The following is a 15,084-nucleotide window of genomic DNA, read 5'->3' on the forward strand; positions in this document are numbered from 1 at the left end:
GTGTTCGACTCGTGTGCGGTTCGTGTCGGGCCCCGGCCCGGGGTGGTCGCGGTCGGTTGACGGCCGGTCGGCGGCGGGTCGGTGGCCGGTTGACGGCGGTCGGTTGACGGCCGGTCGGCGGGGTGCGCCGGTGGGGTCAGCCGATCGTCGGGTCCTGCGGGTACCGGGACTGCTGCGGGGGGCCGTAGCCGTGGGCGGACTGGTCGTTGACGGGCGGGTAGCCGTACGACGCCTGCGGGCCACTGTGCTGCGGACCGGCGTGCTGGGGGCCGCCGGGCAGCGGTCCGTCGGGCAGCGGTCCGTCGGGCCGGGGCGTGCCGGGGGCGTGGCCGAAGGAGGGGCGCAGCTCGGTGGGGGCGCCCGGGTCCGTGTGGACGGGGCCGGACGACGCTGCTGACGGGCCCGCCGGCTCGGGCCCGGCGCCCGGCAGCGGGTCCAGGCCCGCGGCCAGCGGCTCGCCCGCCCCCAGGGTCCGGCCAGGGCCGGGGGAGGCCGGGCCGGCCTGCGCCGGGAGCGGCTCCGGGCTGGTCGGGGCCGGGTCCAGGGCGGTGCGCCCCGAGGAGTCGCTCAGCTTGATCAGCAGGGCGACCATCAGCCAGTTCGCCAGCAGGGAGGAACCACCGGCCGCCAGGAAGGGCAGCGCCTTGCCGGTCAGCGGGACCAGCCCGCTCACGCCGCCGACCACCACGAACACCTGCAGCGCGAGCGCCGCCGACAGGCCGGTGGCCAGCAGCTTGCCGAACGGGTCGGTCAGTCCGACCGCGGTGCGCAGCCCGCGCTGGATCAGCAGCACGTACACCAGCAGGATCGCGGTCACCCCGGCCAGGCCCAGTTCCTCGCCGATGGTGGTGAAGATGAAGTCGCTGCGCCCGGCGAAGCCGATCAGCCACGGCCGGCCGGAGCCCAGGCCGGTCCCGGTCATGTGTCCGGTGCCGAGGCTGAACAGGGCCTCGGCGGGCTGTGCGGAGATCGCCTGGTTGTTGACCGGAGGGAAGTAGTCGAGCGGGTGCAGCCAGGCCTCGACGCGCCCGTGCACGTGCGGCTCCACGGTGCCGACCACGGCCGCGCCGCCGACCGCCATCAGCAGGCCGAGCACCACCCAGCTGGTGCGCTCGGTCGCCACGTACAGCATCACGACGAAGACGCCGAAGAAGATCAGCGAGGTGCCCAGGTCGCGCTCGAAGATCAGCACCATCAGGCTGACCGCCCAGATCGCCAGCACCGGTCCGGCGTGCCGCCCGCGCGGGAGGGTCATCCCCCAGACCTTTCGCCCGGCCAGGGCCAGGGCGTCCCGGGAGGCCATCAGGTAGCCCGCGAAGAAGATCGTGATCGCGACCTTCACGAACTCGTCCGGCTCGAAGGAGGGCAGTCCGGGGAGCTTGATCCAGCGCTTGGCGCCGAAGCTGTCGGTCGGCGAGAAGATCGGCGCGGTCAGCAGGATCAGCGCGCCCGCCATCAGCACGTAGACGTAGCGCTGGAAGAACCGGTGGTGCTTGACGAAGACGATCAGCGCGAGCGCCGCCGCCACCGCGATGAACGTCCACATCAGCTGGCCCGGCGCGGCCGGGAGCTTCTGGTAGTCGCCCTTGGCGGCGTGCGCGGCCTTGTAGCTGAAGTCCAGCCGGTCCAGCAGCATCAGCCCGAAGCCGGTCAGGAACACGCCCAGCGGCAGGATCAGCGGGTCCGCGTACGGCGCGAACCGGCGCACTGCCAGGTGCGCCACCGCGACCAGCGCCCCGAGGGACAGGCCGTGGACGAGGAGCCCGGGCGGCAGCTTGTCGGTCATCGCCAGCGAGGCGTCGATGTGTCCGGCCAGGCAGACGGCCACCGCGAGCGCCAGCAGGCCCAGCTCGATGTTGCGGTGGCGCGCGGCCAGCCGTCGGCCTTCGCCGCGTGCAGTGCTTTGCACCTCTTGTCGTCCCCTTGCTGTCACCCACGTGGCCGGTATCGCCGACGGTGCATCCTGCCAGACGACAGCGGCCTCGCGCCGGTTGCGCCTCCGGGGGCGGCGAGGGCAGAACTTTGCCTGGGCAAAGCTTTGTTCGGCTTTGGTAAAGCTTTGTTCAGGCCCGGGTATAGAGGTGGGCCCCGGCTGGGGCGGCCCGCGTCGGGAGGGCCATCATGGCCGGGCGCCGCGGCCCCTGCGCCCGGCGGGCACAAGTGGGTACGGCGGGCACACGGCCGGTACGCCGACGCGGCCGGTACGTCGGCACAACCGGCACAACCGGTACGGCAGTACGGCCGGTACAGCGGTACGGATGAGGTGGGCGGACGGATGAGCGGCGTGGTGGACGGCGCGTTGGACGGCGCGGCCCGGGTGCTCGCGTACGGCGGACCGCCCGCGTGGCAGTGGTCCGACCTGGCCACCTCCTGGACCTTCGAACCGGTGGTGCTCGCCCTGTCGCTGCTGCTCGGCGGCTGGTACCTGACCGCGGTGCGCACCGTGAACCGCGGCGACGGCGCCCGCTGGCAGCCCACCCGCACCGCGGCCTTTCTCGGGGGGCTGCTGCTGTGGATCTGGTGCACCTGCTCCGGCCTCGGGGTGTACGAGCGCGTCCTGTTCACCGACCGGGCCGTACAGGTCGTGCTGCTGCTCATGGTCGTCCCGCTGCTGCTCGCGCTCGGCGCCCCCGTCTCGCTGCTGGTCCGGTCCTCTCCGGAGCACCGGCGGGAGCGGATCCTGCGGGCGCTGCGCAGCCGGCCCTCCAAGGTGCTGATGTTCCCCGCGGTCTCCACCGTGCTGCTGATGGCGCCGCCGTGGCTCCTCTACTTCACGCCCTGGTACGAGTGGTCGGTCTCCAGCGGTGTCGGCAACCTGGTGCTGCACTTGGCGCTGGTGCTGCTGGGCCTCGCCTACTTCTGGCCGCGGCTGCAGCTTGACCCGGTCGGGCACGAGTACCCGCACCTGGTCGGGCTGTTCATCACCTTCGCCGAGGTGATCTTCGACGCGGGGCTCGGGATCGTGCTGATCTACGGCGGGCACCTCGTCGCGGAGCACTACTACCTGGCGCTCGGGCGGCCCTGGGGGCCGAGCCTGGCGCAGGACCAGACCTGGGGCGGCAACGCCTTCTGGGTGCTGGGCGACCTCGTCGGCCTGCCGTTCCTGGCCGCGCTGGTGCGGCGGATGGTGGTGCAGGGGCGCGAGGAGATCAAGGCCGTGGACGCCGAGCTGGACGCCCGCTTCGAGGCGCAGGCCGCGGAGGCCAGGGCGGCGGGGCAGCCGGAGGAGGACGAGGGCGGGATGCGGCCGTGGTGGCTGGACGACCCGAACCTCAAGCACCGCTACGGGGGGTAGCGGCGGTTCCGTCCCCTGGCGCGGCGCGGTGAGGCGCGGCACCGCTCGGTGGGGCGGGCCAATGTTGGCCCGCCGCGCCCCCTCCCCACCGCATTTCCGCAGGTCAAAAATAGGTTGGCCCCAACCGCCCGCCCCGCTAGCGTGTGACACATCGGTTCGGGGGCCATTGGGCCGCCCGAGGAGTAGAGAGCAGGAGGTGAACCCCGTGGTCGTTGTCGCCCCGATAGCTGCCCTGGGCAGCATGCGCGTTCACCTCCTCTTCCCGGCCGCCGGCTGAGCCTTCCGCGCCAGCCGTAGCCCGCCGGGACCATCTCCTCCCGAAGGGCCACTGCGTTGTTCAACGCTGCCTCCACTTCGCTGTTCTCCTCCTCCCTCCCCACCGAGAGTTCCCCGCTGGCCCGCTACGGCTGGACGCCTGAGCTCGACGAGCTCTTCGTCCCGCTGGCCGAGGCCGGCCTGCTCCCCGCCCGTATCACCCGGGTCGACCGCGGCCAGTGCGACGCCGTCCTGGCCGACCCGGAGACGGGCGAGCTGCGCACCGTCCGGCTCGACACCCGGCCGGTGGGCGACGCCGACATGATCAACTGCCCCTGCACGGGCGACTGGGCCGCCGTTGACCTGCACGCCCAGCCCATGGCCGCCGTCTCCGCGCTGCTGCCGCGCTCCACCGCGATCATCCGCAAGGTGGCCGGCAAGCGCTCCGACGGCCAGGTGCTGGCGGCCAACGTCGACACCGTGCTGATCACCGCCTCGCTCGCGGCCGATCCCGACCTCGGGCGGATCGAGCGCTTCCTGGCCCTGGCCTGGGAGTCCGGCGCCGAACCGCTGGTCGTCCTCACCAAGGCCGACCTGGTCGACGACGCCGAGTTCATCCGGGCCGATGTCGAATCCGTCGCACCGGGCGTCACCGTGCTGGTGGTCAGCGCGGAGACGGGCGAGGGCATCGACGTGCTCCGCGCCTGCGCCCCCGGCACCACGGTGCTGATCGGCCAGTCCGGCGTGGGCAAGTCCACGCTCACCAACGCGCTGGTCGGCGCCGACGTGATGACCGTCCAGGAAGCCCGCGAGGTCGACCAGAAGGGGCGCCACACCACGACCACCCGCGAGCTGATACCGCTGCCCGGCGGGGGCGTGCTCATCGACACCCCCGGGCTGCGCGAGGTCGGCCTCTACGGTGGCGAGGGGGTGGACCTGGCCTTCGCCGACATAGCCGAGCTGGCCGAGGGTTGCCGCTTCCACGACTGCAACCACCACACCGAGCCCGGCTGCGCGGTCCGCGCGGCGCTGGAGGACGGCACCCTGCCGCAGCGCCGGATGGACAGCTATCTCAAGCTCCAGCGCGAGAACGAGTGGATCGCCTCGCGCACCGACGCCCGGGTCGCCAAGGCCCGGCTGAACAAGTGGAAGGCGATCACCAAGTCGATGCGCGCGGCAGGCGGTCCGGTGAAGCGCTGACCGGATCCGTCCTCGGCGCAAGTGGTTCAGCAACTCGATGGCCCAGTGTCTGCCCGGGGAGCCCGGGCGTGACGACCCGCACTGACCGGTCGGCCGGCGGCCGGCCAGTGCGGGGGCGGGCCGAGGCGGAGCCGGGCGGGGCCCGGTACGGAGGGAGGACATTGCGGTTCGCGGCAGGGCGGTGACGCTGGCGGCACAGGCCGAGCGAGCTCTGCACAGGCGCGGTGCGCGCGAGGCGCCCGGTGGCTGCGGTACGTGCAACAGGCGCGGTAGGTGCAGCGGGCACGGCGGGCGCAGCAGGTGCGGCGGGTGGGTGGGCGCGGCGGGTGGGTGGGCGCAGAAGGCCGCCAGGTGGGTGGGCAGGTGGTGGGTGGGTGGGTGGGCCGCGCGCGGCGGTGGGTGGGTGGTGGAGGCGGGAGGGCGGGGGGGAGGGGGAGGGGGAGGGGGAAGCCCCCCGACGGCAATGTCCGATTCCCGCCAGTCACCCCTCGTCCCATCCCGCAAACTGGACAACGTGATCGACGACGACATCCGGTACCGAGCCGTGGACAGCCGCGACGCCCGCTTCGACGGCGTCTTCTTCACGGCGGTCACCTCCACCGGCATCTACTGCCGACCGAGCTGCCCCGCCGTGACCCCCAAACGTGCCAACTGCCGCTTCTACCCCAGCGCCGCGGCCGCCCAGGGCGCCGGCTTCCGCGCCTGCCGCCGCTGCCGCCCGGACTCGGTTCCGGGCTCCCCGGAGTGGAACCACCGCGCCGACCTGGTCGGCCGCGCGATGCGCCTGATCGGCGACGGCGTGGTGGACCGCGAGGGCGTCGCGGGCCTGGCCGACCGCCTCGGCTACAGCGCCCGGCAGCTCCAGCGCCAGCTCACCGCCGAGCTCGGCGCCGGCCCGATCGCGCTGGCCCGCGCCCGCCGCGCCCAGACCGCCCGGCTGCTCCTGCAGACCACCGAACTCCCCGTCACCGACATCGCGTTCGCGGCCGGCTTCGCCTCCGTCCGCCAGTTCAACGACACCGTGCGCGAGGTCTACGACCGCACCCCCAGCGGCCTGCGCGCCGAGGTGGTGTCCGGCCGCCGCACGGCGACCCCGGCCGGCGGGCTCACCCTGCGCCTGGCCTACCGCGGCGCGCTGGACAGCGACCACCTGATCGACTTCCTGGAGCTGCGCGCCGTCCCCGGCGTGGAGGAGGTGGTGCCCGGCGCGCGCCCCGGTGTGCGCACCTACCGGCGCACCCTCGCGCTCCCGTACGGGCACGGCATCGCCGAGGTCGACGGCCTGGCGCCGCAGGACCCGCGCACCCGCGGCTGGCTCGACTGCCGCCTGCTGCTCGCCGACCTGCGCGACCTGCCGACCGCCGTCCAGCGGCTGCGCGTCCTCTTCGACCTGGACGCCGACCCGGACACCGTGGACGAGCAGCTCGGCGCCGACCCGGTGCTCGGCCCGATGGTCCGTGAGCGCCCCGGCCTGCGCTCGCCCGGCCACGTGGAGCCGCACGAGCTCGCCGTCCGCGCCGTGCTCGGCCAGCAGATCACCGTCGGCGCCGCCCGTACGCTGGCGGGCCGGCTCGCGGAGAAGTACGGAGTCCCGCTGCCCGAGCCGAGCGGCGGACTGCGGCTGCTGTTCCCCTCGGCGGCGGTGCTGGCCACCGCCGACCCGGAGGACTTCGCGATGCCCGCGGCCCGCCGCCGGGCGCTCACCGGCCTGTGCGCCGCGCTGGCGGAGGGCGTGGTGCGCCTGGACGGCGGGGTCGACCGGGAGGAGGCCGCCGCCCGGCTGCTGGCGCTGCCCGGCATCGGTCCCTGGACGGTCGGTTACCTGCGGATGCGCGCCCTCGCCGACCCTGACGTCTTCCTCCCGACCGACATCGGCGTCAAGCACGGCCTCCTCCGGCTCGGCGCCCCTGGTGACGCCAAGGCCGCCGCCCGTGCCGCCGAGGCCTGGGCCCCGTGGCGCTCCTACGCCGTCCACCGCCTCTGGGCGGGCCCCGCGAGCACCGACACCGGCGGTACCGGCAGCGCCGGCAGCACCACCCCCAGCACCAGCACGAACACCGGAACGGAGAACGACCCGGCATGAGCACCACCGTCTACACCACCATGGAGAGCCCGTTCGGCCCGCTGCTGCTCAGCGGCGTGCTGCCCGAGGACGGCGGCCCCGCGGCCCTGGCCACGGTCACCGCGCCCGGGCAGAAGTACGCGCTGGCCGAGCCCGCCGACGACTGGGAGTACGACCCCGAGGCCCTGGCCGAGCCGGTCGCCCAGTTGACCGCCTACTTCAAGGGTGACCGCACCACCTTCGACTTCCCGCTCGCTCCCGAGGGCACCGAGTTCCGCCGCCGGATCTGGGCCGCGCTGGACGAGATCCCGTACGGCACGACCGTGACCTACGGCCAACTCGCCGAACTGGCCGGGCAGTCGCCGCGGATGGTACGGGCGGTCGGCGGCGCGGTGGGCGCCAACCCGCTGCTGGTCGTGCGCCCCTGCCACCGGGTGCTCGGCGCCAACGGCGCGCTCACCGGCTTCGCCGCGGGTGTGGACCGCAAGCGCTGGCTGCTGGAGCTGGAGAGCGGCACCCTCTTCTGAGGCGCCCGTGCCCGAGGAGGCACCCCGTTCCCGAGGCGCCCGTGCCCTAGGAGGCGCCCGTGCCCGAGGCACTCGTGCCCGAAGGTCTCGGCCCTCAACTACGCAGGTCCACCCGCCAGTTGTTGCTGCGCATGAACCGCCCGGGCGGGAACTCGAACTCCGTCTCACCGAGCAGCGTGAACCCGGCCTTCGCGCAGACCGTGTTGGAGGCGGGGTTGTCCACCGAGGGGAAGGCGTGCAGGAAGCGGTGCGCCCCCTCGCGCCGGGCAGCGGCGACGGCGGCCCGGGCGGCGGCCACGGCGATGCCGCGCCCCTGGTGCTCGGGCAGCACGTTCCACCCCATCTCGTGCACCGTCCCGCCGGCCCAGTCGCGGGTGCCGTAGCCGACCGTGCCGACGGCCTCGCCCTCGGGCAGCAGCACGATCCGGTACATGCAGCCCACCCCGGACGGGACGAAGTCCAGGTACCGCCCGTGCCGGACGAGCAGCTGCTCCTCCGTCTCCGGCCCGCCGACGTGCTTCTTCATCTCCGGGGTGTTCACCCGGCGCAGCAGCGCGAGGTCGGCGTCCGTCCAGGGTTCGAGCTGTACCTCCGCGATGGTCATGCCGGGACGCTAGTGCCCGCGACACCCCGTGCTCCAGGGGTTTTCAGCCGACGGCGGGCCCTTCGGGTCCGGCTCCCGGCTGGGCGAGGGCGCGGGCGAGCCGCTCCAGCGCGGGCAGGGCGTGGACGACGGTCGCGCGGTCGGCCGGGTCGAGGGTGCCGAGGGCGGTGGCGATGCGGCGTTCGTGGGCGTGCTGCCAGTCGTCGAGCTGGCGGCGTCCGGCGGGGGTGAGGGCGATGCGGGCGGTGCGCCGGTCGCCGGGGTCGGCCTGGCGGTCGACGAAGCCGGCTTCCAGGAGCTTGCCGACCAGCCCGCTGACGGTGTTGGGGGCGAGCCGCTGGCGGGCGGCGAGTTCGCCGACCCGGAGTGGGGCGGCGGCGAGCGTCTGGAGGAGTTCGACCTGCGCCATCGGCAGGGACTCCCAGGGGTAGTCGGTGCGGATGCTGCTGCGCAGGGCGCGGCGCAGCCGGGTGACGGTGTCGGTCAGCCGCCGGGCGTGCTCGACCGCCGGGTCGGGGCTTTCGGTGGCGGAGTCGGGAACGTGTGGTGACGACGGCATGGCGGACAGCGTATCGCCTGGTACGGGGCGTTCCCGGGGCGCCGTCCGGTCCTCGGACGCGGGGTGGGCGCACCACGAGATGTTTCGTATCGCAGGGCGAGCAGCTCGTAGAAAGAACATATCTGTATCCGATATATTAGTGGCATGAACGCCACCGCCCTCACCGCGCGCCTGCTCACCGAGCGGCCCCGGCCCCGAGGCATAGCCGGCTGGCGCCACGCCCACTGGCTGGCCGTCGGCACGGTCTGCCTCGGCGCCTTCCTCGGCCAGCTCGACGCCAGCGTCATCGCCCTGGTCTTCCCCGCCCTCGGCCGCCACTTCGGCGCGGGCTTCGCCGCCGTCGAATGGGTCGCCCTCGCGTACCTGCTCGTCCTGGTCGCCCTGTTGGCCCCGATCGGCTGGCTGTCCGACCTGGTCGGCCGCAAGACCATGTACATCGGCGGTTTCGCCGTCTTCGGCCTCTCCTCCCTCGGCGCCGGACTCGCCGGCAGCCTGTGGATCCTGGTCGGCTGCCGCGCCGTGCAGGCCGTCGGCGCCGCGATGATGCAGGCCAACAGCGTCGCCCTGGTCGCCCGCGGTGTCCCCGAGTACGCGATGCGGCGCGCGCTCGGCATCCAGGCCGCCGCCCAGGGGCTCGGGCTGGCGCTGGGGCCGACGCTCGGCGGGCTGCTGGTGGAGCACGCCTCCTGGCAGTGGGTGTTCTGGGTCAACGTGCCGATCGCGGTGTTCGGCATCGTGGCCGGCTGGTACCTGCTGCCCCGCACCCGCACCCGCACCCGCGCCCGGACCGGGGCCGGGGCCGACGGGCCGACCACCGTTCCCGCCGCCGTTCCCGCACCCCGCAGCTCCGCACCCCACGGCTCCGTACCCGGCGGGCCCGAGCACCACACGCGCTCCGAGCCCCGCTTCGACCTGCCCGGCATGCTGCTGCTCACCGGGGCGACCACCTCGCTGCTGCTCGCCCTCTCCACCGCCTCCGGCCTGCCGCTGCCCGGCTGGGTCGTCGCCGTCCTGCTGGCGGCCGCCGCCCTGCTCACCCTGGCACTGGTGCGCCAGGAGCGGCGGGCGGCCCGGCCGGTCCTGGCGCCCGGGCTGGTCAACACCCCGGGCGTGCGGTCCGGGCTGACGGTCGCGCTGATCGGCTACCTGCTGCTGTTCTGCCCGCTCGTGCTGGGCCCGGTGCTGCTCACCGGCGCGGGCGTCTCGACGGCGGCCGCGGGCCTGGTGGTCACCCTGCTGCCCGCCGCGTTCGCGGTCGCCGCGACGGTCGGCGGCGGGCTGCTGCCCCGGGGCTGGTCGGACGTCGCCCGGTGCCGCTTCGGCGCCGGCCTCGCCGCCGCCGGACTGCTGCTGTTCGCCGTGCTGCCGGTCTCGGGCGCGGCGGTGGCGGTCCCGCTGCTGGTCGCCGGGTACGGGCTGGGGCTGCTGTTGCCGGCCAACAACGCCCTGGTGATGCGGGCGGTCCCGGCGGAGTGCTCGGCCGTCGGCGGCGGCATGGTGAACATGGCGCGCAGCCTCGGCACGGCGCTCGGCATGGCGCTGTCCGTCCTCGGTGTCCACCTGGCGGGCGCGGCGTCCGGTGGGCGGACGGTGCTGGTCGCCCTCGCGGCGGTCGCGGTGGCGGCCATCGCCCTGAGCCGCCCGACCGGGCGCCGGAACGGCCCCGACCGTACGGGCCCTGATCGGGCGGGCTCCGACCGACCAGGCCCCGACCGGCCAGGCCCCGACCGTACGGGCTTCGGCGGCCCGAAGGGCCTCAGGGCGCGCTGACGTTCAGGGCGTCCTGGGCCCGGCTCAGGCCGAGCCGCACCAGCGTCTCCAGGGCGTCCGCGCAGCGCTCCAACACCGCCGGCATCGCGGCCAGTTCCTCGTCCGTGAACTTCTTCAGCACGTAGTCGCCGACGCTCTGCCCCTTCGGCGGGCGACCGATGCCGAAGCGCAGCCGGATGAACTCCCGGGTGCCGAGCACGTCGCCCACCGAACGGACCCCGTTGTGCCCGCCCGGCCCGCCGCCGCGCTTCAACTTGCCGGAGCCGTAAGCGAAGTCCAGGTCGTCCTGGACGATCACCAGGCGGTCCACCGGCACCCCGTACCGGCGCATCAGGCCGGACACCGGACGGCCGGACAGGTTGATGAACCACTGCGGCTTGGCCAGCAGCACCCGCCGCCCGTCCAGCTCGATCTCCGCGACCGTGCCGCCGATCCCGCGCCGCCGGAACCGGGCGCCGTGCCGTTCGGCCAGCCGGTCCACGGCCAGGAAGCCGGCGTTGTGCCGGGTCGTCCGGAACCAGGGGCCGGGGTTGCCCAGCCCGACGATCAGCCAGGGCGCTTGAGGGGTCATCCGGGAACTCCAGGTGCGGTGGAACGGCGGACGGCCGGGGCGCGGTGCGGGTCGGTACGGGACCGCCCGCGTGCCCCGGCCGTCCGGGAGAACGGGGGAACGTGACAACGGGGGAACAGCGGGGAACAGCGGTAACAGCGGCAGAACAGCGGGAACAGCAGGTGTCAGGACGCGGGAACGCCGGGGGCGGCGCCGCGCTCCTTGAGCATGCCGGTCATCAGCTCCACCTCGGAGGTCTGGGCGACCACCATCGACTGGGCCAGCCGCTTCTCGACGTCGTTCTTCGCCATGTCGACGTACCCCTGGGCCATCTCGACGCCGCCCTTGTGGTGCTCGATCATCAGCTGCAGGTAGTACACCTCGGCGTCCCGCCCGCTGAGCGAACGCAGCTTCGCCAGCTGGGTGTTGGTGGCCATGCCGGGCATCAGCGAACCGTCGTGGGCCTGGTAGTCGTGGCCCATCCACGCCATCGGCTTGGCCGGCGAGTGCTGCGACAGCCCCCACTGGTCGATCCAGCCCATCATCATCCCGCGCTGGTTGGCCTGGGTGTTGATGATGTCGAAGGCCAGGGTGCGGGTCGGCTCGTCGCTGGTGCGGTCCCGGACGATGAACGACAGGTCGACCGCCTGCTGGTGGTGGGTCGCCATGTCGCGGGCGAACCCGGCCTCGGGTGAGTCGTCGGCCGGGACGGCCACCGAGGAGGAGCCGGAGGCCGTGGTCGAACCCGCCACCAGGGCCGGCACCCCGAGCGCCAGCGCCACCGCGGCGGCCAGCGCGGCCGGCCACCACATCCGCCGACGGCCCGGACGGGCGGCCGTATCCGCCGCCCCGGCCGGGGTCGCGTCCGCGGCCCCGTTCGCGTCCGCGGCCCCGGCCGTGTTCGCAGTCCCGGCCGGTTCGGCCCCCGCCCCCGGGACGTCCTCGGGGCGGGCCCCCTCGGCGGTCACATCTGCCCCATCGTGCAGGAGGCACCGGGCTCCTGGGTCTGCTTGCCCTGGACGTACTTGGTGAAGAACTGGCTGACCCGCGGGTCGCTGGCGCTGTCCACGACCAGCTGGGTGCTCCAGGCGTTCAGGGTGATGGTGCCCTGCTCGTCCGGGTACGGGCTCATCAGCGAGTACGGGGTGTTCTTGACCTTGTCGGACAGGGTCTTGATGTCGTCCGGGGTGGCCTTGCCGTTGTACGTCACCCAGACCGCGCCGTGCTCCAGCGAGTGGACGGCGCGCTCGTTCTCGACCGGCTGGTCGTAGACGTGGCCCATGCAGTCCAGCCAGACCGCGTTGTGGTCGCCGCCGACCGGCGGGGTCATCGGGTAGTTGACCTTGTCCTTGACGTGGTTGCGGCTCAGGTCGCCGAAGGTCTTCACGCCCGGGATGTCCGCGTTGGCGGCGGCCACGCGGTCCTTCTTCTTCTGGTTCTGGTCCATGACGAACCAGGTGGCGGTGCCGATCGCACCAACCACCAGCACACCGGCGGCCACCGAGGCGATCACCTTGTTGCGGCGGTCGCGCCGCTGCTCGGCGGCGCGCAGCTCGGCGATCCGGGTGCGGCGGTCGGCGTTGCCCTTGGCACCGGGCTTGTTGGACTGCTTGGAGGCGGAACCCATGATGGTCGTCCTTGTCCCCGCCGCGCACGGCTGTGGCGGCGGTCGGCTGTAGTGGGGGAGGGGCGGACCCGCCGGCGGGAGCGTCGGCGGTGGGTTCCGCTCAGGACCGGTGGACCTGGAGTTCGTGCAGATCCGGCGCGGGACGCGGACCGTCCAGCAGACCCGCGGGCACCGCCCGGGGCAGCGCCTCGGGCGTCGGCACCGCCAACGGCAGCACGGCGGGCTGCGGATGCGGCGGCGGGTTCGGCAACTGGGCGTCCTGCGGGCAGAACGGGTGGCTGGAGCAGCCGTTGTTGCGCGGTGGCTGGCCGTCGGCGGTGCACAGGATCCAGTGCTCCTGCGGTTCCCCGAACCGTTGGTGGTCGGACGCCCGGACGGCGTCGCGGCCGTGCGGCGCCGGTGCGACGGCGTCCGCCGCGCTCACCAGCGACACGGCGCTCACCGGGGCCGGGCCGGAGCGGACAGGGGCGTCCGCCTTCGCCAGGCCCGAACACGGCAGCGCGGACAACAGCGCGACCAGCAACAGGACCAACAGCACACCCGCCGGGCGGCCCGTCGGTGCGGCCCTCCCCGGTCGGGGTGAGCTCGGGGCCGACGCGGTCATGCGCACATTTAATCAGCCGAACGGGTGAAGCGGTGCCCCTCCTCGGCCCTCATTTTCGCCCCCCAACACCCCGCAATGTCCAGGAAACGCCCTGCTCGGGGCACAACCGGCAAGCAGGGACGGAACGGGAGCGAACGAGTCGGTGACACCCGCCCCGCCCGGCCGCCCGGACGGTCACGAACCGGCAGGTGAGCGCGGTGGCCGGGAAGATCCGATCGGTGACCGGTTGTCGCCGAAACCCGGACACGGTCGTTGCACTTGGAGACAATGACGCCAGTCCGGCCCCGCCGGGGGCGGCGCGACCACGGACCGACCAGGAGCCGCCAGATGAGCAAGCAGGGTGCACCCGCACAGCCGCCCCGGCCCGACGACGGCTGGTGGGACACCGTCTACGACGGTCCGGCGGGCACCCTCCCCGACACCCCGCACGCCGACCCGGGCGCCGGCAGCGTCGACGACTGGTTCGACACGGCGGCCGGACTGATCGGGCCGCAGCGCACCGCACCACCGGAGGCGGAACCCGGGGCAGCAGCCGTGGAGGAGCCTGCGGCCGAACGGGACAGCATCGACGACTGGTTCGACGACGCGCTCGGCGTCATCGAGGGCGCCGGCGGCATCGGGCGCCAGCGCAGCTCGACCGAGACCGAGCAGCCGCCCGCGCCCTCCGCCGCGGCCGACGAGCCCCGCGCGGCGGAGCCCGAGCGGACGCCCGAGCCGGAGCCCGAGCCGGAGCCGGAGCCGGAGCCCGAGCCCGAGCTGGAGCTGGAGCCCGAGGAGCCGCCCACCCCGGTCTCCCTGGAAAAGCCCGCCCCCGAACCCGCCCCCGCCCCAACTCCTGAACCCGAACCCGACCACGCGCCGCAGCCCGACCCCGCCCCCGAACCCGAACCCGTGGCCCCCGCCCCCGCCCCCGCCCCCGACCCGCGTCTCGCCATCCGCACCCCGCTCGCCGCCACCCCTCCCACCGTCCCCCACGTCGGCGAACGCCCCCCGACCTACGGCCCCGAGCCGACCGCCGTACCGGAGGCCGACCCCGACGCCCTCGACACCGTCGTGCCGGACACCGCGCTCGAAGGCGCCCAGTACGGGACGACCGTGCTGCGCGCGGTCTCCGTCCGCGGCGACTCCGCCCGCTACCGCGGCGAGCCGCGCCGGGACGGCCTGCTGGTCACCAGGTTCGGCGACGGGCCCGACGGGCTGCTGCTCGCCGTCCTGGCCGGCTACGAGCGCACCGGCGGCGCCGAGGACGGGTCACTCACCCCGCAGGCCGTCGCTGCCGGGGCGGGTGAGGCCTGCCGCCAGCTCGCCGCCGCCATCGGGCGCAGCCGGGCCGGCCTCGCCGCCGACCTGCGCGACGGTGCCCGCGACCGGCTTCGCTACGGCCTCCAGCGCCTGGCCACCGGCGCGGCCGCCCCACTGCGGGCCCTCGCGCCCCGGGCGGAGGGGGACGACAGCCCGTCCCCGGCCTCGCTGCACTGCCTGCTGGTGTCGCTCGACCCGGCGGCCGGCTACCGCGCCGCCTTCGGCGTCGGTCCCGGTGGGCTCTACCTGCTGCGCTCGGGCCACTGGATCGACGCCTACGCGGCCCGGCTGCTCCACCACCCGGACGGTCAGCCGCCCGTCCCGGAGGCCCCCGTGCCGGACCCGCGCCCGTTCCGCTTCCGCCTCGTCCCGGCCACCCCGGGCGACATCCTGCTCCTCTGCACCCCGGGCCTGTCCCGCCCGATCGCCGACGAACCGGCCGTCGCCCACTTCCTCTCCTCCCACTGGGCCCACCCCCACCCCCCGGGCACCGTCGACTTCCTCCGCCAGGTCCAGGTCCGCGCCAAGGGCTACGCCGACGACCGCACCGCCGCCGCCATCTGGACCGAATGACCAACCCCGACGCACCAAAAGTCGGCCCACCCGACTTCCAGTGCAGCCCCCCTACGGAGCCCGCTGCCTATCGGGGGGGCATGCTTTCTCGGCGGGCAGTCGGGCTGAGAGACCAGCCCCCGTGCACCAGAAGTCGACCCAGTCGACTTCTGGCTC

The 15,084-nt window shown here is 74.3% G+C and carries 13 protein-coding genes; 6 read left to right on the forward strand and 7 right to left on the reverse strand.

Annotation, left to right across the window (positions count from 1 at the left end; genetic code table 11):
* Positions 1–136: 136 nt before the first annotated feature.
* On the reverse strand, positions 137–1,909 hold the full coding sequence (locus ACIQWA_RS16235) for an FtsW/RodA/SpoVE family cell cycle protein (protein WP_402482802.1): 1,773 nt from the start codon (positions 1,907–1,909) through the stop codon (positions 137–139).
* 366 nt (positions 1,910–2,275) lie between these two features.
* Here ACIQWA_RS16235 and ACIQWA_RS16240 point away from each other — a divergent pair, with 366 nt between their 5' ends.
* The 4 genes from ACIQWA_RS16240 to ACIQWA_RS16255 all read left to right on the forward strand — a co-directional run bounded on the left by ACIQWA_RS16240 (position 2,276) and on the right by ACIQWA_RS16255 (position 7,339).
* Positions 2,276–3,295, forward strand: a complete 1,020-nt coding sequence (locus tag ACIQWA_RS16240) for a cytochrome c oxidase assembly protein (protein WP_402482805.1) — start codon at positions 2,276–2,278, stop codon at positions 3,293–3,295.
* Between the two features lie 333 nt (positions 3,296–3,628).
* Positions 3,629–4,750 carry a ribosome small subunit-dependent GTPase A gene (gene rsgA / locus ACIQWA_RS16245; RefSeq protein WP_402482808.1) on the forward strand — a complete coding sequence of 374 codons (1,122 nt, stop codon included), beginning with the start codon at positions 3,629–3,631 and terminating at the stop codon, positions 4,748–4,750.
* Positions 4,751–5,213: 463 nt separating this feature from the next.
* Positions 5,214–6,833, forward strand: coding sequence for a DNA-3-methyladenine glycosylase 2 family protein (locus ACIQWA_RS16250; protein ID WP_402482810.1), 1,620 nt, complete (start codon positions 5,214–5,216; stop codon positions 6,831–6,833).
* Positions 6,830–7,339 carry a methylated-DNA--[protein]-cysteine S-methyltransferase gene (locus ACIQWA_RS16255; protein ID WP_402482812.1) on the forward strand — a complete coding sequence of 170 codons (510 nt, stop codon included), beginning with the start codon at positions 6,830–6,832 and terminating at the stop codon, positions 7,337–7,339. Before ACIQWA_RS16250 ends, ACIQWA_RS16255 begins: the two co-directional genes overlap by 4 nt.
* A gap of 94 nt (positions 7,340–7,433) precedes the next feature.
* Here ACIQWA_RS16255 and ACIQWA_RS16260 read toward each other — a convergent pair whose 3' ends face one another.
* Both ACIQWA_RS16260 and ACIQWA_RS16265 read right to left on the reverse strand, forming a co-directional pair.
* Positions 7,434–7,943 (reverse strand): GNAT family N-acetyltransferase, encoded by a 510-nt coding sequence (locus ACIQWA_RS16260; protein ID WP_402482814.1) that lies wholly within the window; start codon positions 7,941–7,943, stop codon positions 7,434–7,436.
* Positions 7,944–7,986: 43 nt separating this feature from the next.
* Positions 7,987–8,502, reverse strand: a complete 516-nt coding sequence (locus ACIQWA_RS16265) for a MarR family winged helix-turn-helix transcriptional regulator (protein ID WP_360234787.1) — start codon at positions 8,500–8,502, stop codon at positions 7,987–7,989.
* Between the two features lie 144 nt (positions 8,503–8,646).
* Between ACIQWA_RS16265 and ACIQWA_RS16270 the strand changes: the two genes are divergently transcribed.
* Entirely contained in the window at positions 8,647–10,272 is a 1,626-nt protein-coding gene (locus ACIQWA_RS16270) for an MFS transporter (protein ID WP_402482817.1), read from the forward strand.
* On the opposite strand, the gene pth is transcribed toward ACIQWA_RS16270, so the two are convergent.
* The 4 genes from pth to ACIQWA_RS16290 form a co-directional block, all read right to left on the reverse strand.
* Positions 10,259–10,843 (reverse strand): aminoacyl-tRNA hydrolase, encoded by a 585-nt coding sequence (gene pth, locus ACIQWA_RS16275; RefSeq protein ID WP_402482821.1) that lies wholly within the window; start codon positions 10,841–10,843, stop codon positions 10,259–10,261. The two genes, ACIQWA_RS16270 and pth, sit on opposite strands and share 14 nt — an antisense overlap.
* A gap of 164 nt (positions 10,844–11,007) precedes the next feature.
* A complete protein-coding gene (locus ACIQWA_RS16280) occupies positions 11,008–11,634 on the reverse strand; it encodes a DUF305 domain-containing protein (RefSeq protein ID WP_402483319.1) in 627 nt (208 codons plus the stop codon).
* 152 nt (positions 11,635–11,786) lie between these two features.
* A complete protein-coding gene (locus tag ACIQWA_RS16285) occupies positions 11,787–12,449 on the reverse strand; it encodes a DUF3105 domain-containing protein (protein WP_402482823.1) in 663 nt (220 codons plus the stop codon).
* A 100-nt stretch (positions 12,450–12,549) separates the two neighbouring features.
* Complete coding sequence (locus tag ACIQWA_RS16290) at positions 12,550–12,981, reverse strand: hypothetical protein (RefSeq protein ID WP_360234799.1); 432 nt, start codon at positions 12,979–12,981, stop codon at positions 12,550–12,552.
* Positions 12,982–13,380: 399 nt separating this feature from the next.
* Here ACIQWA_RS16290 and ACIQWA_RS16295 point away from each other — a divergent pair, with 399 nt between their 5' ends.
* On the forward strand, positions 13,381–14,928 hold the full coding sequence (locus ACIQWA_RS16295; protein WP_402482826.1) for a hypothetical protein: 1,548 nt from the start codon (positions 13,381–13,383) through the stop codon (positions 14,926–14,928).
* Positions 14,929–15,084: the final 156 nt, after the last annotated feature.

The organism is Kitasatospora sp. NPDC098652, assembly GCF_044760155.1.
Lineage (GTDB): Bacteria > Actinomycetota > Actinomycetes > Streptomycetales > Streptomycetaceae > Kitasatospora.